The organism is Candidatus Palauibacter sp., from assembly GCF_965197445.1.
In the GTDB taxonomy this organism is placed as follows: domain Bacteria; phylum Gemmatimonadota; class Gemmatimonadetes; order Palauibacterales; family Palauibacteraceae; genus Palauibacter.
Map to the genome: position 1 here is coordinate 543,453 of NZ_CBDANE010000004.1, position 16,884 is coordinate 560,336.

A 16,884-nucleotide genomic window follows, 5' to 3' on the forward strand; every position below is an offset into this window, starting at 1 on the left:
GTCACTCCCCTCCCCCGGCCTCGACCGGGTCGGACAGGGACGCGACATCGGCCGTCCGCGTCTCTACATACTCGATGAGGGCCTCGACGGAGGCCCGCGTCCGGTTCAGGAACGGACCCGGCCACACGCCGATGAGCAGGATCAGCGCAAGAAGCGGGACCAGGATCATGCGCTCGCGGCCGTTCACGTCGGTCAGTGTGCGGTTCTCGTCGCGGTCCAGACCATTGAACAGAACCCGCTGCACCATCGGCAGCATGTAGCAGGCCGCGAAGATGACGCCGGTCGTCGCGATGGCCGCGATCCACGGATGGGTCCGGAAGGTGCCGAGCAGGATGAGGAACTCGCCCACGAAGCCGTTCGTGCCGGGAAGCCCCACGGACGACAGCGCGACGACCACGAGCGCAAAAGCGAACAGCGGCATGACCTTCGCGATGCCGCCGAAGTCCGCGATCCGCCGCGTGTGCCGCCGCTCGTAGAGCATGCCGATCAGGAGGAAGAGAGCCCCGGTCGAGATGCCGTGGTTCACCATCTGGAGGATCCCGCCTTCGATCCCCTGCGTCGTAAGCCCGAACACGCCGAGCACGACGAACCCGAGGTGGGCGACCGACGTGTAGGCGATCAGTTTCTTGGCATCCGGCTGCACCGCCGCGACCCAGGCGGCATAGAGGATGCCGATGAGGCCGAGCACGAGCATCGCGTTCACGACGCCCGGATCGGTCGCCGCGGCCGGGAAGAACGGAAGCCCGAACCTCAGGAATCCGTACACCCCCATCTTCAGCAGCACGCCCGCCAGGATGACGGACCCCGCCGTGGGGGCCTCGACGTGCGCGTCCGGAAGCCAGGTGTGGAACGGGAAGAGCGGCACCTTGATCGCGAACGCGAGCGCGAACCCGCCGAACAGCCACAGCTGGGTGCGGCGCGCAAGGTCGAGCGACAGCAGGTCTTCGTAGGCGAAGCTCCACCCCCCGGCGCCGCTCTGGAACAGCCACGCGAGGGTCACGATCGCGACCAGCATCAGCAGGGAACCCGCCGAGGTATAGAGGAAGAACTTCACCGCCGAGTAGATCCGGCGCTCCCCGCCCCAGATCCCGATGAGGAAATACATCGGGATCAGCATGATCTCCCAGAACACGTAGAACAGGAAGAGATCCAGGGCTACGAAGACCCCGATCATCCCCGTCGTCAGGAAGAGGAGCATCGCATAGAAGGCGCGCTCCCGTCGCTGGATGTAGGAGAACGAAGCCGCCACGGAGAGCGGCATGATGAAGGTCGTGAGCAGGATCATGAGGATCGAGATCCCGTCCACCCCGACGCTGTAGGAGATCCCCCACGCCTCGACCCACGGGATGGAAACCTGGTTCTGGAACCCCGGTTCCGCCGTATCGAAGGTCCAGAAGAGCGGTAGCGAAAGCGCGAACAGCACGAGGGTCGTGACGAACGCGACCGTCTTGGCGCGCGACTCCGGCACGACGAGGCATGCCCCGCCCCCGAGGAGGGGGAGCACCACGAGGGCCGTCAGAATCCAGTGTCCCTCGTATAGGGCCATCATGAGAGCACGCCCAGCACGAGCAGGGCGCCCAGCATGAACACCACGAGGTACGTCGTCACGCGGCCGCTCTGGAGCTGGCCTCCGGCCCACCCGAGGAGGCGGGCGCCCCGGCCCACCCCGTTCACGGCACCGTCGATGAGACCCGCGTCCACGATCCGCCAGCAGGCACGCCACAGGGCGAGCGAGGGCCGCACGATCATGCGGTCATAGAGTTCATCGACGTACCACTTGTCGTGCAGTACCCGGCCGAAGCCGGTCGGGGCCACGGCTTCGGCTTCCGTGGGCACACGCTTCGGCGACAGGACGCGGACCGTCGCGGTCACGGCCACGATCGCGACAACGGCCGAGACCCCGGCCCACAACGCCTCCCCGCCGCCCGCCGGCGCGTGGTGTTCGGCGACGATGCCTCTCGCCTCGGCGATGGCGATCGCCGGTTCGAACACGGGCTCGAGCCAGTGGTGCAGCCATTCGACGGCCGGCAGCAGAGGCAGCGCCTCGGGGATGTTGGCCCAGCCGCCGACCACCGAGAGGACGGCGAGGACCGCCAGCGGCCCCCACATGACGAGGGGGACCTCGTGAAGGCGACGGCCCGCTTCCGCCTTCCCCCCGCGGCCGAACGTGCGGTTCTCGCCGTGGAAGGTCATGACCATGAGGCGGGCCATGTACACCGCCGTCAGGAGGGCGGTGGCCAGCGCGACGCCCCACAGGATCGGGTACCCGTAGGCGCCCGCGTACCAGATGATCTCGTCCTTGGAGAAGAATCCGGCCAGCGGCGGGACTCCGGCGATGGCGAGCGTGGCGACCCACATGAAGACCCATGTCCGGGGCATGAAGGCCCGGAGCCCCCCGTGGTTTCGCATGTCGTTGGGATCGCCGCCGTGCGCTTGATCGTGCGCGTCGCCCTGACCCCCGTGCTCCCACGCACGATGGACCGCGTGGATCACCGCGCCGGCCCCGAGGAAGAGCAGCGCCTTGAAGAAGGCGTGCGTCATGAGGTGGAAGACGCCAGCCGTGAACGCCCCGACGCCGACGGCGAGGAACATGTAGCCGAGCTGCGAGATCGTGGAATAGGCCAGCACCTTCTTGATGTCGTACTGACGGATCGCGATCGAAGCCGCGAACAGCGCCGTCCCCGCCCCCACCGCCGCTACGACGCCCTGCGACACGGGCGCAAGCGCGAACAGGACGCTGGTCCGCGCGATCAGGTAGACGCCGGCCGTGACCATGGTCGCCGCGTGGATCAGCGCCGAGACCGGCGTGGGTCCCGCCATGGCATCCGGCAGCCATGTGTGCAGCGGGATCTGGGCCGACTTCCCGGTGCAGCCCAGGAACAGGAGCAGGGTGATCCCGGTGACGAGGACCCCGCCGTACGCGAGTGTCCCCTCGGCCGCCTCGAGCATGGGGACGAAGTCGAGCGTCCCGAAACTCACGAAGAGGAGGAACATGGCGACGAGGAAACCCGCATCGCCGATCCGGTTCATGATGAACGCCTTCTTGCCCGCGTTCGCGTAGTCACGGTTCTCGTACCAGAAGCCGATGAGCAGGTAGGAGCAGAGCCCCACGCCCTCCCAGCCCACGAACATCAGCGGCAGGCTCGCCCCCAGCACGAGGACCAGCATGAAAAAGACGAACAGGTTCAGGTACGAGAAGTAGCGCGAATAGCCCGGATCCTCGCGCATGTAGCCGACGGAGTAGATGTGGATCAGGCTCCCCACCCCGGTGACGACCATGCACATGAGCATCGAGAGCTGGTCGAACTGGAGATCGACGCCGACATGGAGATCTCCGGACACGATCCAGCTCCAGAGGCGGACCACCTCCGCTCCGTGCAGTTCGGACCCATTCATCCCGATGAAGTTGATCAGGACAACGTTGAAGCTCAGGAGCAACGCCGCGGGACCGACGAGGGTCGGGATCCGCCTGTTGTCGCGCCACAGGAAGGCGCCGAGACCGTTGACTGCGGCCCCGAGCAACGGCAAAGCGAGGATCAGCCAGGGGAGCACCGGATGGAACGCCGCGCCCGCGCCCTCCTGCCCCGCGAAGGCGGCGGCTCCCGCCGGGAGCGCGCCCGACCCGCTGAAGATGGAGCCGCTTACCATCTGAGCAACCGGAAGCGGTCGAGGTCGACCACCTCGTAGTGCCGGAAGACCGCGATGATGATCGCGAGTCCGACGGCGGCCTCGGCCGCGGCGACGGCCATCACGAAGAACACGAGGATCTGGCCCTCGATCCCGTGCAGCCGCGAGAACGCCACCAGCGACAGGTTGCCCGCGGTGAGCATCAGCTCGACGCACATGAACACGATGATCGCGTTGCGCCGCAGCAGGACGCCGATCACGCCGATCGAGAACAGGATCGCGCTCACAAAAAGTGCGATCAGCCCGTGCAGTCCGAGGGCGCTCGCCAGCCCGGCCTCGCTCACGCCCGCTCCCTCCGTGCCAGGAGGATCGTGCCCACGATCGAGACCAGAAGCAGCACTCCGGTGACCTCGAGTACGATGGCGTACTCCTGGAAGAGCGGCCGGGCCACCACGCCGATCACTCCCTGCTCCTCGATGGTCGCTCGCAGCGCGTTCCCCGTCACTTCCACGGCGGGCCGGGCCTCCGCGCCGCCGATGAAGAGGCGCGTCAGGATCCCCAGGAAGGCGATGCCGATGGATCCACCCACGAGCCCGCCGACCGGCCCCCGCAGATCGCGCCAGTCCGCGTGCCCCAGGTTGAGGAGCATGAGCACGAAGAGGAACAGGACCATGATGGCCCCGCCGTACAGAATCACGTTGATGGCCGCGACGTAGTGGGCGTCCAGCATGAGGAACATGCCCGACGTGGCGAAGAACACGCCGACCAGGAAGATCACGGCGGTCACCGGATTCCGGCGTGTGACCATGATCACGGCGCCCAGGATCGCGCTCGCCGCGAAGGCCTGGAAGAGGAAGTCCTGGATCATTGCGACATCACTGCGACGCCGGATCGTTGGGATCCCACAGCGCCGTCACGTCGTGCTCCTGCTCGACCAGCCGCTCGAGGTCGTAGACCCACCGCTCGCGCGAGTACTCCGCGTTCTCGTAGTGGACGCCGAGGTGAATCGCCTCGACCGGACACACCTCCTGACAGTACCCGCAGAAGATGCAGCGGAACTCGTCGATCTCGTAGATCGCCGCGTAGCGTTCACCGTTCTCGTCCTCGGCAGGCACCAGCTTGATGCAGTTCACCGGACACACGGTCGGGCAGAGCCCGCAGGCGACGCACTTCGCCCGCCCGTCCTCGTGCACCGCCATGCGGTGCGTTCCGCGCGTGCGCGGCGCCAGTTCCCACTTCTCGTCCGGGTACTGCTGCGTCTTCGTGCGGGGGCTGAGGAGATGCCGCAGTGTGATCGACATCCCCTTCGCCGCCGCCCTCACGTACGACCCTTCCGCGCGCGGCCGTTCCAGAATCTTCACGTCTCCGGGCATCTACCCTCCCTGGCTTTCGCCACCGGCTGCCTGGCTTTCCGGCGCGCTGTCCGTGGATCGCGATCCCTTCGCCGCGCCGCGGATCAGCGTTCCCCGATCCAGGGCGAAGAAGAGGGCGCCGGCGAGCCCGAGGTTCACGACGAACAGCACGAATGCGTACCAGCCGCCGGCCGGGATCCCGACGGCTTCGATCCCGAGGATGACGAACGCGATGACGAGGATATACACCGTCACCGCCTCCAGCATGAACTTCCAGCCGAGGTCCATCAGCTGGTCGTAGCGGAAGCGCGGCAGCGTCCAGCGGATCCAGATGAAAACCAGGACGACGAGAGCCGTCTTCGTCCCGAAGGCCCCCAGCGTGAGCAGCGTTTTCCACCACGTCGGATTCCCGATCACCGTCCCGTCCGCGAGCACCCGGATGTTGTCCCCCTGCCAGAACGGGATGTCCCACCCGCCGAGGAAGAAGACCGTCACCAGCGCGGCAATCGTGATGACATGCGCGAACTCGCCGATCATGAACATCGAGAACTTCATCGCCGAGTACTCGGTGTGGTACCCGGTGATGAGTTCGGACTCAGCCTCGGGCAGGTCGAAGGGCAGCCGATTGGTCTCCGCGAGACCCGAAACGAAGAAGAAGAAGAGCCCGACGAGCAGCGGGAAGGCGAACCACGTCGCGTACGTCGCGGGCCCCGCAGTGAACGTCTGCTGCATGGAGACGATCTCGGGCGCGCGCACATCTCCCGTGAGGAGGATGAGCGGCACGAGGCTGAGCGCGAGCGCGACCTCGTAGCTGACCATCTGAGCCGAGCCCCGGAGGCCTCCGAGCAGCGAGTACTTGGAGCCCGAGGCCCAGCCGCCCATCGCGACGCCGTACACGCCGATCGAACCGATCGCGAGCACGTAGAGAAACCCGATCGGGACGTCCGCCACGATCATCTCCACCAGCCCCCACGGCGTGGGCAGCGGGGACGCGAACGGGATGACGGCGAACAGGATGGTGGCCGGCAGGATCGCGAGAACGGGCGCGAGCAGGAAGAACGGCCGGATCGCCTGGGCCGGCATCGTCTCTTCCTTTATCAGGTTCTTGAGCCCGTCGGCGATGACCTGCAGGAGACCCCAGGGCCCGACGCGGTTCGGACCGCTCCGATCCTGGATGAATCCCGCCACCTTGCGCTCGACGACCGTCACCAGCATGACGGCGAGCATCAGCACGGTGAAGAACACCGCGACCTTTCCCACGGTGGCCAGGGCGAAGGCGCCCCCGGTGACAGGGCTCACGCGTCGGCCGCCGCCGCCGTGCCGGCAGCCGGGGCGCCCTTGAGGCCGATCCCGTCCCAGGTCAGCTCCTCGAAGGCCGGGACGTCACTCGCCATCCGCTCGAACGCCGTCCGGATATCGGACACGGCATCGCCGTCTCCCAGGCGGGCCATGACGCGACTGAGAATCATCCACGCCGGGCGGGCCGACCCCGGTGGCGTCAGCGCCTGGTGGAAACGCTGCACCCGGCCCTCGAAGTTCGTGAACGTGCCATCCATCTCGGCGAAGGTCGCGATCGGGAGCACCGCGTCGGCGTTGCGCGCGGCGGAGGGCAACCGCGTCCCCAGATAGAGGAACAGGTCGGCCGAGGCGCCGAAGCTCTCATCCGCGCCGTCGAGCCCGTCGTCAAGCACGACGAGCGCTCCCGCGCCCTCCCCGCTCGCGATCCCCTCGACGCGCTCCGCGCCGAAGATGCCGGCCCCCGCGACATTCGCGGCGCGGTCGGCCCGGAGCTTGAGTGTCGGCACGGTCGGTAGTTCGGCGGTGTCTCCCCGAGACACCCGGAACTCGGCCGCTTCCACGCCCAGCCGCGCGAGGAGCAGGCCGAGGAAGAAGAGGTTCTCGTTCGACGCGTCCGGCGACACGATCGCGCGACCGCCCGGCGATCCGATGTCGCCGAGCCTCTCGGCGATCCAGTCCAGAGCGGTGGCCCAGTCCACCGGCCGGAGCCCGTCACCGTCGCGGATGAGCGGGACCTCGGCGCGCACGCCGCGATTCGTCATCACCAGGTGCCGCCGACCGTAGTCGCACATCCACCAGGAGTTGACCGCGGCGTTGTGCCGCGGCTTGACGCGCACAATCTGGTTTTCCATGGTGTCGATCGTGACGTTGCAGCCCGTCGGACACCCGGGGCACACGCTGGCCGTCGCGTCCATGTCCCAGGCGCGGGCCTTGAACACGAAATCTTCGTGTACCAGCGCACCGACCGGGCACACATCGACGATATTTCCCTGGAAAGGATTGTCGAGTTCACGCCCCGGGAAGGTGTCGATGTACGCCTTGTCCCCCCGCTGGGCGACGATGAGCGCATCGTCCTCGGCGACGTCCCGCATGAAGCGGACGCAGCGCGTGCAGATGACGCAGCGGTCCGCGAAATAGAGGATGTCGTCGGCGATCCGATCCCGCCCCATGACCCGCTTCGGCTCGTCTACACGGCTCTGCAGCTGATTCGTGACATAGGCGTAGTCCTGGAGCATGCACTGCCCCGCCGCGTCGCAGATCGGACAGTCGAGCGGGTGGTTCACGAGCAGGAATTCGATGACCGCCTGGCGGGCCGTGCGGGCTGTGTCGCTCGCCGTGTGCACGACCATGTCGTCGGTCGCCTGGAGCGTACAGGAGGGCTCCAGTTTGGGCCGCCCCTCGACCTCCACCAGACACATGCGGCACTGCGCCGGACGCGTCGGGATACCCGGGTGGTAGCAGTAGCGCGGCACGACGACGCCCACCCGCTCCGCCGCTTCGATGACGCGCGTCCCGCGGGGGACGGTCACCTCGACGCCGTCGATCGTAAGCGTAGTCGTCGCCTGCGCTCCGTTGTCAGCCATTCGTCACCCCGCCGCGACCAGGGTCGGCTTCATCCACGCCTCGTAGTCGGCGCGGAACTTGTCGAGCGAGGAGCGCAGCGGGAACACGACGCTATCCGCCAGCACGCAGATCGTGCGCCCCGTCATCTGCTCGCAGAGCTCGTACAGCGTGTCGATGTCTCGCAGCGCGCCGTCGCCCGCCTCGATGCGCTGGAGGATGCGAACGACCCACGACGTGCCCTCGCGGCACTGCACGCACTGCCCACACGACTCGTGCGCGTAGAACTGGGCGATGCGCCGCATCGCCGCCACGATGTCGGTATCGGCATCCATCACGATCGGAGAGGCGGTGCCCAGCGCGCTTCCCGCCTCCGCCAGACCCTCGTAGGTCGTGGCGCAGTCCAGTTCGTCACCGGTGAGGAGCGCGGTCGACGATCCCCCGGGGATCACCGCCTTCACGGGCTTGCCGGACGGCGTGCCCCCGCACGCGTCGAAGATGATGTCGCGGAGCGGGATCCCGAGCGCGAACTCGTAGTTCCCCGGCCGTACGAGGTGCCCCGAGCAGCTCCACAGCTTCGTTCCGGGGGATTGTTCACTTCCCCACTGCCGATACCAGTCGGACCCGTTCTCGAGGATCATGGGAACCGCCGCCAGCGTCTCCACGTTGTTCACCGTGGTGGGCATGCCGAAGGCCCCGGCCTGCGCCGGGAAGGGCGGCTTGGCCCACGGCTCCGCGCGGTTGCCCATCAGCGAGTTCATGAGACCCGTCTCTTCGCCGGCGATATAGGCGCCCGCGCCGGCGTGGACGGTCACATCGCACGACCACGGGGAGCCCAGGATATCGGAGCCGATGAGTCCGGCGTCATACGCTTCGGTCACCGCCCGGTTGAGGACCTGAGTCTCCTCGAAGAACTCGCCCCTCACGTAGATGTAGACGTGCTCCGCCCCGATCGCGCGAGCCGCGATCAGGCAGCCCTCGATCAGGAGGTGAGGCGTCCAGCGGATGACCTCGCGGTCCTTGAATGCGCCGGGCTCCGATTCGTCCGCGTTGCAGCACAGATAGTGGGGCTTGCCGTCGTCCTTCGGCATGAAGCTCCACTTGAGTCCGGTCGGGAACCCTGCCCCGCCGCGCCCGCGCAATCCCGAAGCCTTCACGACCTCGGTGATCTCGCCGGGCGCCATGCCGACGGCCTTCCGGAGGGCCTCGTAACCCCCCAGGGCGCGCCAGCCGTCGAGTGTGCGCGCTGCGGCCTCGCCCTGATGCTGCGAGAGCACGGTCGTGGTCTCGAGTTCGCTGCGGTGCGGGAAGCTCATGCGTTCCCTCCCCCGTCCGCCCCCGATCCGTCGCGCGCGCCGCGAAGATTCGCGACGATCTCGGGCACCCCGTCGGGCGTAACATCCTCGTAGTAGCGGTCGTTGACCTGCACGACGGTGGCGAACCCGCAGGCGCCGAGGCACTCGGCTTCGATGACGGTGAACTCGCCATCCTCCGAGATCTCGCCCTCACGGGTCCGCGTCTCCGCCAGGAACCGGTCCAGGACCTCTCCCGACCGGTTGAGGTGGCAGGAGATGTTGGTACACACCTGGACGAGGTGACGCCCGACCGGGTGCTTGTTGTACATCGTGTAGAAGGTCGCGATCGAATGCACGTAGGCGGGCGTCAGTTCGAGTGCCTCTGCGACCTGCTCCATGTCCCCGGGCTCGATCCACCCCTTCTCCGCCTGCACGAATCCGAGCATGGGGAGAAGAGCGGCGCGTTTGGTGGGATAGCGGGACAGCGCCATCTCGAGGCGGCGCCTGCCCTCCTCCGTCTCGAAGATCGGACCGTCGAAAGTCTTCCGCGCGGTCAGCTGGAAGGGCTGCGCTCCGACGACCGCGGGATGGATGCGCCGGCTCATCGGTCGATCTCCCCCAGCACGACATCCAGCGAGGCGTTGATCGCCACCACGTCCGCCACGAGCTCTCCCTTCACGAGTTCGGGCAGCGACGCGATGTTGACGAACGAGGGACCGCGGAAACGGCAGCGGACGGGCTTCGTCCCCCCGTCGGAGACGATGCCGAAGCCGAGTTCTCCCTTCGAACTCTCGATCGAATACCACGTCTCGCCGGCGGGCACGCGGACGCCCTCCATGACGAGCTTGAAGTGCGAGATCATCGTGTCGATCGATCCCATCGCCTCCCCCTTGGGGGGCAGGACGATGCGGTAGTCGTCGATATTGATCGGACCGCCCGGGAGCCGGTCGAGCGCCTGTTCGACGATGCGGACGCTCTGCTTCATCTCCTCGACCCGGACCAGATACCGGTCGTACACGTCACCCGTGGTGCCGACCGGCACGTCGAAGTCGTACTCCTCGTAGCCGAGATAGGGGCGCGCTTTCCGCACGTCGTACGCGACGCCGCTCGCGCGCAGCGTGGGGCCGGTGATGCCATAGCTCACCGCCCTGTCCGCGTCGAGCATGCCGATGTCCATCGTGCGGCCCTGCCAGATCGCGTTTCTCGAGAGAAGGCGCTCGACCTCGTCCAGCGTGGCCGGGAAGGTGGCCGCGAAATCACGCGTCGCCGCCGTCCAGCCGACCGGAAGGTCCGCCATCATCCCGCCCACCCGGGTGACGGAAGTGGTGATCCGCCCTCCGGTGTAGGCCTCGTGCAGGTTGTAGATGCGCTCGCGTTCCTGGAACGTGTAGAGGAAGACGGAGAACGCGCCGATGTCGATCGCCGTCGTCCCCAGCCACAGGAGGTGTCCGAGAATCCGGTTCAGTTCGCCCAGGATGACCCGGACGACGCGACAGCGCTCCGTGATCTCGACGCCGAGGAGAGCTTCCACCGCCCCGGCGTAGCCAATGTTGTAGAGCATCGGCGCGAGGTAATCCATGCGATCCGTGTAGGGCACGCACTGGTTCCACTCGCGGAACTCGCAGGTCTTCTCGAAGCCGGTATGGAGGTAGCCGATGTGCGGGACGCAGCGGACCACGCGTTCGCCGTCGAGCTGCAGCACGAGCCGCAGGACACCGTGGGTGGCCGGGTGCTGCGGCCCCATGTTGATCAGGATCGGCTCGCCCTCCAGTGCGTCCTCGAGCTTCTCCTCCGGTGCCACGTCTCGGATTCCGGCGTCCGCCTCGCTGTCCGCCTTCGCCCGCACCTTTCCCTCGTCCGAGACGGCGTAGCCCGCCATCTCCAGCTCTTCCACGGCGTAGATGTCGAGAAGGTCGCGAGACAGGGCGCGGCTCACCTGCGCGGAGCGGCTGAACCGGCCGCGGAGGGGGAAGTCCTTTCGAAGCGGAAACCCCTCTTCGTAGTTCTCCGGCATCAGGATGCGGCGCAGATCGGGATGGCCCCGGAAGCCGACGCCGTACATGTCCCATGTCTCGCGCTCCAGCCAGTCGGCGCTGAGCCACTGGTCGGTCACCGTGTCCAATTCGAGGTCGTCCATGGGTACCTCGCACGCGACGCGGAGCTGGCGGCCATGCGCCATGGACCAGAGTTGGTACCAGACCTGGATGGGGGCGCCGATGCCCGCGTGCGCGCCCATGATGTCGGCCAGAAAATCGTACGCCTGATCCGGCGTCTCGCGCAGGAAACGGAGCACTTCTGCGTTGAGGTTCGGGTCGACCCATACCACCGGGTAGCCGACCGCGTCGCGCTCCACACGCCGGACGCCCTCACCGAAGCGATCCCTCAGCGCACGGACCGAGGGGTGGTTCGTCGCGTCCCCGTCGAGCGGTGCTACGCTCACCATGCGTGGCACCGCGGCCGTCGTGGAGGCCGTCACCGACCGAGCGTCCCGGTCAATCCCGGTGTTCCAGCCGGCGCTCGCGCCGGTCGCGAGGCCGCGTCAACGCGGATGTCGGCCCGAGCCCGCTCATACGGTTCTGGTTCGTGGAGTTGCCGAAGGGCTGGGCCACCAGCTCGATCGTCTCCGGCGGCAGGTTCGGTTGCCCCACAGCGGCGGGAGCTTCGTCTCGCGCCCGAGGGTCGGCCAGCGACTCTCCCTTGATCTTCTCCTGGATCATGAGGAGACCGTAGATCAGGCCCTCGGGCCGAGGCGGGCACCCCGGCACGTACACGTCTACCGGAACGATCGTGTCGATGCCCTGCACGATCGTGTAGTTGTCGAACATCCCGCCCGAGCTCGCGCAGGCCCCCATCGACACGCACCACTTGGGCTGCGGCATCTGGTCCCACACCCGTCGCAGGACGGGGGCCAGCTTGTAGGTGACCCGCCCGGCGACGATCATCAGGTCGGCCTGCCTCGGGCTGAACGACATGCGCTCCATGCCGAAGCGCCCGATGTCGTATTTGCTCGCCGCGGACGCCATCATCTCGATGGCGCAGCAGGCGGTGCCAAACGGCATCGGCCACAGTGAGTTCCGGCGCGCCCAGTTGATGACGTAGTCGAGGCGGGTCGTCATCCAGTTTCGCGGGATCCCCGTGTCGAGCCGACCCTCTTCCGGGTGCGCGCCGGGTGGCAGCGTGTCGAGCGTCTTCATCTTGCAGTCCGTGGCAAAAGCCGGCGTCCCCTCAGTCCCACTCGAGCGCCCCCTTCTTCCACGCGTACACGAGCCCGACCCCCAGAACGACGAGGAAGGCGGTGATCTCCATGAACCCGACCATCCCCAACTCCCGGAAGATGACGGCCCACGGAATAAGGAAGAGGGTTTCAATGTCGAGGACGATGAAAAGCATCGCCACGATATAGAAATTCACCGAAAACCGCTCTCGCGTACTTCCGAGGGGGGGGATGCCCGATTCGTAGGGGCTCGCCTTCACGGGCGTCGGGCGACGCGAGCCCAGGACGTGAGAAACTCCCATCATCGCGGCTGCGTTCAGCACGCCGACCAAGCCGAGGATCAGGATGCCGAGATATGGGTCGAGCAAGGGGGTGCGCTCCTCTCGCGCGAGCTTGTGAATTTCTTCACTTTCCCGCGCCGCGAAGGTATCGCGGAGGGGTGGGTCCGGCAAGCGGGAACAGGGGCTCGGAACACCCCTCCAGCGTGCGGTTTGCAGGGCTCGGGCCGGAATCGTGCGGAGACGAAGTATGAACCCGGACATCACAGTCATTCTGTTCGCGGCGGATGTCGTCGTTCTCGGCCTTCTGCTGGTCGGAGCTGTTGTGTCCGCGGCCTGGCCGGACAAGCGGATCTGGCCACCTCCGCAGCGGCCGTCCTGGCAGTACCGCCTGACATGGATGGGTTTCTATGCGGCCTTCGGGATCGGCGCCGCGCTGCTCTTCTTCGACTGGAATTCCTGGGTCTTCCGCAGTCCCGTGCGCTTCGTCGCCGGCATCCCTCTCGCTCTTCTGGGGGGACTGCTCACGGTCTGGGCACTCGCCACGGCAGGATGGACGAACACGTCGGGGGTGAAGGGACGGTTTGTGTCCTCCGGACCCTACCGGTTCACGAGAAATCCGCAGTATCTCGGAGACATCGTCTTCTTCGTCGGCGTAGGCTTCATCGTGGCACCGCTCGCGGAAGAGCCCTGGCTGGAAGAGCAGTACGGCGGCGAATACCGGGAGTATCTGCGGAGGATCCCGCGGTTTCTGTGAGTCCCGGGCCCACCGCAACCGACCGTTCCGATCGCAAGGCCTGTCTCGTCCGGGAAGTCGAGATCACGGATGGTACGGTACGGATGATGATTCTCGGAGAGGGCCGTCCCATCCTCTTTCTGCACGGGATCAGCGCGCACGGCCGCGCATGGCGCTCGGTCTCGGAGACCTTCGTCGCGGAGCACCCCGGCTGGATGTGCTGGCTCCCCGACGTACTGGGCCGGGGGGCGTCCGAGGCGTCTCCCGGGCTGTCTTACACCCTCGACGACGAAGTACGCCGGATGCGAGAAATCATCCGCGTGCTCGCTCCGGACGGCGGGGCGCCGCGGCTCGTCGCCGGCCACTCGCAGGGCGCCGCCGTGGCGCTGGCGCTCGCCGGCGTCGAGCCGGCCGTCCGCGGGCTGCTGCTCGCGAGTCCGGTCGCGGCCGACATCCGCCGCCCTCTGCTCCTCGGCCTCCTCGGCTCGGAACCGGTAAGGCGGGCCGTTGGGAACATGTTCGCGCCGCTGCACGGGCAGATCGGCCGTCTGGTGTTGAGGCGCGCGGGCGGTCCCGCGTTCAGGGCTCCACCGGCCCTCGTGGAGGCGTACGCCCGACCCTGGGCGGATCCGGCGCGCGCACGCACGCTCATGCGCATCCTCGCCGACTGGCGGCCGGCCGATCTGGAGAGCCGCATGCCGGATCGGCCCCTCGCGGCACACGTCGTAACGGGGGCGCGCGACCCCCGGATTCCGGTCGCGGCGGCCCGCTGTCTCGCCGCGCGCCTCGGGTGCGGCATCACGGTGGCGCCGGAAGGCGGGCACGTCCTGACCGAGCAGCACCCCCGCATGCTCGCCCGCCTGCTCGCCGGGCTGGCCGCTACAGTTTCGGCGGCGTGACCCCGGTCTGGCCCTGGTACTTTCCGGCCTTGTCCGCGTAGCTGATCTCGCACACCTCGTCGGACTCGAAGAAGAGCACCTGCGCAATCCCCTCGTTCGCGTAGACCCGGGCGGGAAGCGGTGTCGTATTCGAAATCTCCAGCGTCACATGTCCCTCCCACTCCGGCTCGAAGGGCGTCACGTTCACGATGAGGCCGCAGCGCGCATAGGTGCTCTTGCCGACACAGATGGTCATCACGTTGCGCGGAATCCTGAAGTACTCGATCGAGCGCGCGAGGGCGAAGGAGTTGGGCGGGATGATGCAGACATCCCCGGTGAATTCCAGGAACGAGCGCTCGTCGAATGCTTTGGGATCGACCACGGGGAAGAGCGCGTTGTGGAAGATCCGGAACTCGTTGGCGACCCGCATGTCATAGCCGTAGCTGCTCACGCCGTAGGAGATGACGCCATCGCGGACCTGGCGGTCGGCGAAGGGTTCGATCATCCCCTGTGCGCGTGCCATGCGGCGGATCCACCCATCGCTCTTTATCGTCATCGAACCTCTCGGTTTGGGCAGCGGCAACTCGAAACCTATGCCGGCGTCAAGTCCACCGCCGCCGGGCGCCGCGTCAGGTGCGGTTGAGAGCGATCCACGCGGCCCACATCCAGGCCGCGATGAGCGCTGCGCCGCCGACCGGCGTGATCGCACCCAACCACCCGATGCCCGACAGCGCGAGGGCATAGAGGCTGCCGCTGAACACCGCGACGCCGGCCAGCATCAACAATCCGGGGCCTTTCCAGCCGGCATCCGGCCAGCGAGCCGCCGCGAGGCCGAGCAGAGCCAGCCCGAGGGCATGCAGCATGTGGATACGGGCCGCCGTCTCGAAGACCGCAAGGTCGTCCGCCGCCAGACGGCCCTCCAGGGCGTGTGCGCAGAACGCCCCCACCGCTACTCCGAGGCCGGCCAGCAGGAAACCGGACACCAGGAGGTGCCGGTGAGGCGAAGGGCCCCCGATCAGTCGAACAGCGACGGGGCGCCCGCCCGCCGTGTCGCCTCGTCGACGATGGCCTGCATGACCCGGTCCCAGCGCTCGGGGCTGATCTGAGCCAGTGTTTCTTCCAGGATCTCCACCAGTTCGCAACCTTCCTCGCGCCTCAGGACGGGACCGGCGTCCTCCTGCTCCAGAGCATGGCGCAGCCGGGCTGCGCGCTCGACGAGGTCGCGGTGCCGGAGGCGTTCTTCGTAGTTCACGCGGGCGTTGCCGCGCCGGTCATCGGGCCGCCGGCCGAGCCCATCAGCCGCCGACCTGGCTCAGCGCGGCGAGGCCGCCGCTGCCGGCCGCCGTGCCCAGTTCCAGGTAGTGGCGCTTCGGCTTGCCGGCCAGCGCTCGCGCCACCGCGTCCGCGATGCTGCCCGTCTCGCGCAGCGGGCCCTTGAGGTCCACTTCGTGATCGCCGAACAGGCAGGTTCGCAGCTTGCCGTCGGCCGTCAGTCGCATGCGGTTGCACCGCTCGCAGTAGTTGTGGGAGAGCGGCGTGATGACCCCCACGGTGCCCGCGCCTCCCGGGAAGCGGTAGTACACGGCGGGCCCATTCCCCAAAGGGCCGGAGTCCGGCAGCAACTGGTCGATGGAACGGATCCGGTCGAGCACCTCGTCCGCGGAAATGAAACGGTCGGTGAGGTGGAGGTTCTCTCCGACAGGCATCACCTCGATGAAGCGCACGTGCCACGGGCGCTCGCGCGTGATCTCGGCAAAATCAGCCACCTCGTCGTCGTTGAGACCCCGCATGATGACGCAGTTGATCTTGATCGGGCTGAAGCCCGCCTCCTCGGCGGCCTGGAGCCCCGCGAGCGTCTCATCGAAGCGCCGCGCCGGCCGCCGCGCGATCTCGACAAACCGCTCCCGGTCGAGCGTGTCGAGACTGACATTCACCCGGTCCACCCCCGCCTCTCGCAGCGCCTCGGCGAATCTCGGCAGAAGGATCGCATTGGTGGAGAGCGAGAGGTCGTTGATTCCGGGAACTGAGGCGATCATCCGAACGAGGTCGGGCAGATCCTTGCGGACGAGCGGTTCCCCACCCGTGATCCGGACCCGTTCGAGGCCGAGATCCGCCATCTGTCGGACGATCTCGGTGATCTCCTCGTAGGCGAGCATCGCGGGCTTGGGGATCCACGCGAGTCCCTCTTCCGGCATGCAATACGTGCACCGGAGGTTGCACCGGTCGGTGACCGAAATGCGGAGATACCGGATACTGCGGCCGAACTGGTCTCTCATGGCACCGGGGATGAGGGTTTGCTGATTCCGTGCTTCGTGGAAAGAACAGGGCCAAGCCCCACCACCCTCAAGCTATACCGGCGGCGGTCGGGTCGCTGGTCCCGACTCGGTTCTCCTGGGCGCTTTGAGAAGGTGGGGGAGAGTCGATTCCCACCGACTCTCCCCCGAAACGGACGGGTCTAACTCGTGAGCGAGACGCTGTCCTCCATCATCATGTTGTCGTCGTCGCCGCAATCACCGGCGAACGCGGCCGTCGCGATCAGACAGACAACCAGCAGGTTCCGCACCATCTTCAACATGGCGTGCTCTCCTCGTTCTGGAGGCCGAGCCGGAAGTCATCCGCTCCCGAGGTGCCTCGGCCATCCGTTC

General features: G+C 67.3%; 18 protein-coding genes. 2 read left to right on the forward strand and 16 right to left on the reverse strand.

Annotation, left to right across the window (positions count from 1 at the left end; all coding sequences use genetic code 11):
• Nucleotide 1: 1 nt before the first annotated feature.
• The 12 genes from ACN9M6_RS06260 to ACN9M6_RS06315 form a co-directional block, all read right to left on the reverse strand.
• The gene (locus ACN9M6_RS06260) at nt 2-1,549 is read right to left on the reverse strand and encodes a complex I subunit 4 family protein (protein ID WP_419162052.1); all 1,548 of its coding nucleotides are present in this window, start codon (nt 1,547-1,549) and stop codon (nt 2-4) included.
• The gene (nuoL, locus tag ACN9M6_RS06265; RefSeq protein ID WP_419162053.1) at nt 1,546-3,648 is read right to left on the reverse strand and encodes an NADH-quinone oxidoreductase subunit L; all 2,103 of its coding nucleotides are present in this window, start codon (nt 3,646-3,648) and stop codon (nt 1,546-1,548) included. The genes ACN9M6_RS06260 and nuoL overlap by 4 nt, the downstream gene beginning before the upstream one ends.
• Nucleotides 3,642-3,971 carry an NADH-quinone oxidoreductase subunit NuoK gene (gene nuoK, locus ACN9M6_RS06270; RefSeq protein WP_419162054.1) on the reverse strand — a complete coding sequence of 110 codons (330 nt, stop codon included), beginning with the start codon at nt 3,969-3,971 and terminating at the stop codon, nt 3,642-3,644. Before nuoK ends, nuoL begins: the two co-directional genes overlap by 7 nt.
• Nucleotides 3,968-4,495 carry an NADH-quinone oxidoreductase subunit J gene (locus ACN9M6_RS06275; RefSeq protein WP_419162055.1) on the reverse strand — a complete coding sequence of 176 codons (528 nt, stop codon included), beginning with the start codon at nt 4,493-4,495 and terminating at the stop codon, nt 3,968-3,970. The genes nuoK and ACN9M6_RS06275 overlap by 4 nt, the downstream gene beginning before the upstream one ends.
• Nucleotides 4,496-4,502: 7 nt before the next feature.
• Complete coding sequence (locus tag ACN9M6_RS06280) at nt 4,503-5,000, reverse strand: NuoI/complex I 23 kDa subunit family protein (RefSeq protein ID WP_419162056.1); 498 nt, start codon at nt 4,998-5,000, stop codon at nt 4,503-4,505.
• Complete coding sequence (locus ACN9M6_RS06285) at nt 5,001-6,278, reverse strand: complex I subunit 1/NuoH family protein (protein ID WP_419162057.1); 1,278 nt, start codon at nt 6,276-6,278, stop codon at nt 5,001-5,003.
• Nucleotides 6,275-7,861, reverse strand: a complete 1,587-nt coding sequence (locus ACN9M6_RS06290; RefSeq protein WP_419162058.1) for a molybdopterin-dependent oxidoreductase — start codon at nt 7,859-7,861, stop codon at nt 6,275-6,277. Before ACN9M6_RS06290 ends, ACN9M6_RS06285 begins: the two co-directional genes overlap by 4 nt.
• A 3-nt stretch (nt 7,862-7,864) precedes the next feature.
• The gene (gene nuoF, locus ACN9M6_RS06295; RefSeq protein ID WP_419162059.1) at nt 7,865-9,154 is read right to left on the reverse strand and encodes an NADH-quinone oxidoreductase subunit NuoF; all 1,290 of its coding nucleotides are present in this window, start codon (nt 9,152-9,154) and stop codon (nt 7,865-7,867) included.
• On the reverse strand, nt 9,151-9,738 hold the full coding sequence (gene nuoE / locus ACN9M6_RS06300) for an NADH-quinone oxidoreductase subunit NuoE (protein WP_419162060.1): 588 nt from the start codon (nt 9,736-9,738) through the stop codon (nt 9,151-9,153). Before nuoE ends, nuoF begins: the two co-directional genes overlap by 4 nt.
• Nucleotides 9,735-11,609, reverse strand: a complete 1,875-nt coding sequence (gene nuoD, locus ACN9M6_RS06305) for an NADH dehydrogenase (quinone) subunit D (RefSeq protein WP_419162061.1) — start codon at nt 11,607-11,609, stop codon at nt 9,735-9,737. Before nuoD ends, nuoE begins: the two co-directional genes overlap by 4 nt.
• A 16-nt stretch (nt 11,610-11,625) precedes the next feature.
• Nucleotides 11,626-12,249, reverse strand: a complete 624-nt coding sequence (locus tag ACN9M6_RS06310; RefSeq protein ID WP_419162268.1) for an NADH-quinone oxidoreductase subunit B — start codon at nt 12,247-12,249, stop codon at nt 11,626-11,628.
• Between the two features lie 109 nt (nt 12,250-12,358).
• Nucleotides 12,359-12,715, reverse strand: a complete 357-nt coding sequence (locus ACN9M6_RS06315) for an NADH-quinone oxidoreductase subunit A (RefSeq protein WP_419162062.1) — start codon at nt 12,713-12,715, stop codon at nt 12,359-12,361.
• Between the two features lie 160 nt (nt 12,716-12,875).
• Here ACN9M6_RS06315 and ACN9M6_RS06320 point away from each other — a divergent pair, with 160 nt between their 5' ends.
• Nucleotides 12,876-13,382 (forward strand): methyltransferase family protein, encoded by a 507-nt coding sequence (locus ACN9M6_RS06320; RefSeq protein ID WP_419162063.1) that lies wholly within the window; start codon nt 12,876-12,878, stop codon nt 13,380-13,382.
• Nucleotides 13,379-14,260, forward strand: coding sequence for an alpha/beta fold hydrolase (locus tag ACN9M6_RS06325; protein ID WP_419162064.1), 882 nt, complete (start codon nt 13,379-13,381; stop codon nt 14,258-14,260). Before ACN9M6_RS06320 ends, ACN9M6_RS06325 begins: the two co-directional genes overlap by 4 nt.
• Here the strand turns inward: ACN9M6_RS06325 and dcd are convergent.
• From dcd to moaA, 4 genes are all read right to left on the reverse strand, one after another.
• Nucleotides 14,241-14,795, reverse strand: a complete 555-nt coding sequence (dcd, locus tag ACN9M6_RS06330; protein WP_419162065.1) for a dCTP deaminase — start codon at nt 14,793-14,795, stop codon at nt 14,241-14,243. The genes ACN9M6_RS06325 and dcd overlap by 20 nt on opposite strands.
• 73 nt (nt 14,796-14,868) lie before the next feature.
• Nucleotides 14,869-15,222 (reverse strand): DUF423 domain-containing protein, encoded by a 354-nt coding sequence (locus ACN9M6_RS06335; protein ID WP_419162066.1) that lies wholly within the window; start codon nt 15,220-15,222, stop codon nt 14,869-14,871.
• Between the two features lie 32 nt (nt 15,223-15,254).
• Entirely contained in the window at nt 15,255-15,491 is a 237-nt protein-coding gene (locus ACN9M6_RS06340; RefSeq protein ID WP_419162067.1) for a hypothetical protein, read from the reverse strand.
• A 43-nt stretch (nt 15,492-15,534) separates the two neighbouring features.
• On the reverse strand, nt 15,535-16,515 hold the full coding sequence (moaA, locus tag ACN9M6_RS06345; RefSeq protein WP_419162068.1) for a GTP 3',8-cyclase MoaA: 981 nt from the start codon (nt 16,513-16,515) through the stop codon (nt 15,535-15,537).
• Between the last annotated feature and the right edge of the window lie 369 nt (nt 16,516-16,884).